Origin of the sequence: Streptomyces palmae, assembly GCF_004684805.1 — a bacterium.
In the GTDB taxonomy this organism is placed as follows: Bacteria; Actinomycetota; Actinomycetes; order Streptomycetales; family Streptomycetaceae; genus Streptomyces; species Streptomyces palmae.
In genome coordinates, this window is sequence record NZ_SRID01000523.1 from 1 (window position 1) to 3683 (window position 3683).

At 73.7% G+C, this 3683-nt stretch carries 3 protein-coding genes; 2 read left to right on the forward strand and 1 reads right to left on the reverse strand.

Going from position 1 to position 3683, the window contains the following annotated elements:
* The first annotated feature begins 152 nt into the window (after positions 1-152).
* Both E4099_RS30320 and E4099_RS30325 read left to right on the forward strand, forming a co-directional pair.
* Positions 153-1622: a DUF2079 domain-containing protein gene (locus tag E4099_RS30320; protein ID WP_135342314.1), complete on the forward strand. Its 1470-nt coding sequence runs from the start codon at positions 153-155 to the stop codon at positions 1620-1622.
* Entirely contained in the window at positions 1619-2044 is a 426-nt protein-coding gene (locus tag E4099_RS30325; protein WP_135342315.1) for an acyl-CoA thioesterase, read from the forward strand. Before E4099_RS30320 ends, E4099_RS30325 begins: the two co-directional genes overlap by 4 nt.
* Positions 2045-2233: 189 nt before the next feature.
* On the opposite strand, the gene E4099_RS30330 is transcribed toward E4099_RS30325, so the two are convergent.
* A complete protein-coding gene (locus tag E4099_RS30330; protein ID WP_135342316.1) occupies positions 2234-3505 on the reverse strand; it encodes a DUF2786 domain-containing protein in 1272 nt (423 codons plus the stop codon).
* Positions 3506-3683: the final 178 nt, after the last annotated feature.

Consider the following 3683-nt stretch of genomic DNA (forward strand, 5'->3'; position numbering starts at 1 on the left):
CCACCGCACCCGGTGAGCACCGCCCCGGCCAGCAGCCCCACGGCCACCCGTGTCGCCCCGAACCGCCTCCGCCGCGTCAACCAGCTCCCCATTTCCCGCCGGCCCCCTTCGCGTATCTTTTCGCACAGACGCCCACACGATAAGGACCCTGGATGGACACGGCCGCCGAATCCACCCCCGGCCCCACCACCGACACCGGCCCCGCCGATGTCGGCTCCGCGGGCCGGCGGCGGCTGAGCGACCGGGCCGCCGCCCTGCGCCGGCCGGTGCTGGACCCGTACTGGCTGGCACTGGGGCTGTTCGCCGCCTACGCCACGCTGTCCGTCTGCCGCTACCGGCGGATGGAGACCATGTCCTGGGACCTGGGCATCTTCGAGCAGGCGATACGCGGCTACGCGCAGCTGAAGGCCCCGGTGGCCGACCTCAAGGGCCCCGGCGCGAACATACTCGGCGACCACTTCAGCCCGGTCACCGCTCTCCTGGCCCCCCTCTACCGGCTGTTCCCCGGACCGGTGACCCTCCTGGTGGCCCAGGCCGCGCTGTTCGCGCTCTCCGCGATACCGGTCACCCGGATCGCCGCCCGACTGCTGGGCCGCGGCCGGGGTCTGCTCATCGGCGTCGCCTACGGGTTCTCCTGGGGCGTCCAACGCGCGGTGGACTTCGACTTCCACGAGATCTGCTTCGCCGTGCCGCTGCTCGCCTTCGCCCTGGAGGCGGTACTCGCCGAACGCTGGCTCAGGGCCGCGCTGTGGGCCGCCCCCCTGGTCCTCGTCAAGGAGGACATGGGAGCCACGGTGGCCGCCATCGGCACCATCATGCTGATACGCACCTGGCGGCTCCGGGACAGCCGGGTGTCGCTGACCGCCATCGGCCTGATCGGCTTCGGAGTGATCGCCGCCGCGGTGGCGCTCGGCGTCATCATCCCCGCCTTCAACAGCGGCGGCTCCTACGACTACTGGCAGAAGATGGACAGCGGCACCACCACCGCCACCATCCCGCTGGACACCGCGCTGCGCACCCTGGCCTGGGTGCTGCTGCCCACCACCGGCCTGCTGGCGCTGCGCTCCCCGCTGCTGCTGGCCGCGCTGCCCACCCTGGGCTGGCGGTTCGTCTCGCACGACGACCACTACTGGGGCACCGACTGGCACTACAACGCGGTGCTGATGCCGGTGGTCTTCCTGGCCCTGGTGGACGCCTGCGACCGCTCCCGGCGCAGCCCGCGCGCCTGGCTGAGCGGCTACGCCCGCCAACTCCCGGTGGCGGTGGCCGGGGCGGCGCTGGCCCTCAGCAGCTCGCTGCCGCTGTACGGGCTCACCGTGCCGGACACCTACCGCAAGCCGGACTCGGTGCGGGCGGCCGAACACCTGCTGGCCACCATCCCCGACGGCGCCTCGGTGGAGGCCAACGTGCCCCCGATCAGCCGGCTCGCCCACCGCTGCCGGGTGTTCTGGGTGGGCGACACCAGGGGAATCACACCGGACTACCTGGCGTTTCACGAAGACCCCCCGCGCACCCCGCAGGACATGGCGGACTACGCCCGCCAGCTCCACCCGGACGCGGAGTACCAATACATGGGCACGGCGGGAGGGGTCTACCTCCTGAAACTGAAGGGATCACGGTGACACAGCCGTTCTCGGTGCGGATCACGGTCCGCGGCTATGAGACCGATTCGCAGGGCCACCTCAACATGAGCGTCTACCTGCAGTACGCCGAGCACGCCCGCTGGGAGCTGTTCCGCGCGGCGGGCATCACCCAGAAGTCGCTGCTGGACAAGGGCATCGGCCCGGTCAACCTGGAGACCACCATCAAGTACCGCCGGGAACTGCACGCCGGCGAGGAGGTGGACGTCAGCTGCGCGGTCCTCCACAAGGAGGACAGCAAGACCTTCACCATCGAGCAGCGGATCCACAAGGCGGACGGCACCCTGGCCGCCGAACTGACCAGCGTCGGCGGCATCCTCGACCTGGCCGAGCGCCGCCTGGTCGCCTCCCCGCAGGACTCCCTGCGCGCCCTGGCCCACGACCCCGCGATCATCGGCCTCTGACCTCCGGTCGGCCGCGGGGGATCCGGGGGATCCGGAGGAACCCTGGGATCCGTTGTCCGCCGCGCCCCGATGCCGAGGGACCTGGAAGGCTCCGGGGGACCCCGGGGGATCCGGAGGCACCGTTGCCTCCGCGCCTCAATGCCGGGGACCTCGGACACCCCCGCCCGGGTCCCGCCGCGGCCGACCCCGTCAGCCGAGGTCGGCCCGGTCGGCCGCCGCCTCGCCCTGTTCCCAGCCCGCCGCGTCCCGGCCCCTGAGCCGGTGCGCGGTGGTGGCCGGGAACATCCGCTCGGCGGCCTCCCCCACCGCCACCTCCCGGGCGGCCAGCACCGGCAGCGCCTCGGCGGCCGTGTCCAGCCCGGGGCCGTGTGCCCGCTCCCGTACCGCCTCTTCGGTGGCCTGCCGGGTGGCCGTGGTGAGCCGGTCGCGGATCCGGCCGGCGTAGGCGATCAGGAAGGACTCCCGGAAGTCCCGGGTGCGCCGGGACCTGCCCCGGGCGTGGTGCCGGTCGGCGGCCCGGTTCATCGCGGTGGTGCCCTGGAGCAGCAGCGAGGTGTAGAGCATCTCCACCAGCTCCAGGTCGGCCTCGAAGCCGACCACCGTGGAGAAGCCCAGCTCGGACGACCACACCGCACGGCAGCGGTTGGCCTCGGCCACCGCGTCCAGCAGCAGCGCCTTGGCCGACTCGTACGGCGCGTCCACCCCGATCCGGCAGGCACCCGGCCCCTCGCCCCCGGCGGCGCCGCGGGCCGCCCCGAGCAGCGCCTCGTCGACGCTGTACCGGGCCATCAGCTCCTGCGCCTTGGCCGACAGGGCCTCGGCCTCCTCCGGGAAGCCGGTGGACTCGGCCTTGGCCAGCAGCGCGCGGATCCGGCCGAGCATCCGGTGGTCGCCGACCGGCCGGTGCGCGGTGCGCGGGGCCACCGGAGGGATCCGGGGCAGCCGGTGGATCACCCGCAGCACGTCCAGCACCCGGCCGGCGGTCTCGAAGCGGCCGGCGCGCGCCCGCCCGGCCAGCGCCGCGAGATAGCCGCCGTCGCCCTCCCACCAGATCCGCGCCTCCAACTCGCGCAGCTGCTCCGCCCAGCGCTCGTCGCCGGTGCCCGGTCCCGGGCGGCCGGCGCGGTCCCGCTCCTCGGCGGCGATCATGTCGACCAGGAACGGCACCGGGTCGGCACCCCGCTCCCGGCGCAGCATCCGCACCAGGTCGGCGGGGAGCCAGCCGCCCTCCCAGCAGCGCCGTACGTCCGCGACGGCGGCGGCGACCAGGGCCCGGCCCACCGCGTCCTGATCCTCGGCGGCGGTCAGCGCGGAGGCGCCGGCGTCCAGCGCGTCGTCCAGGGCGTCCTCGGCGGCGTAGCGCACCGCGCCCAGCACCCGCTCCAGCAACTCCCGTGCGTCCGGCCCGGCCTGCCCATCGGGTCGGCCCTGCCCGCGCTGCCGCCTGCCGCGCTCGCCCATCCGCTCTCTTCCACTCCTCGCGGGGCCGCTCCCGTGCGGGCCTCCTGCTCGCGGGCGCGCTCCCCCAGGGGGTTCTCTTGATGGGCCGCCCGCCGCGCCCGCTGTCTCTTATCCACATCTGACGCAGACGACGAACGCATAAGTGTAAATCTCGGTGGTCGCGGTCTGACCAAAAAAA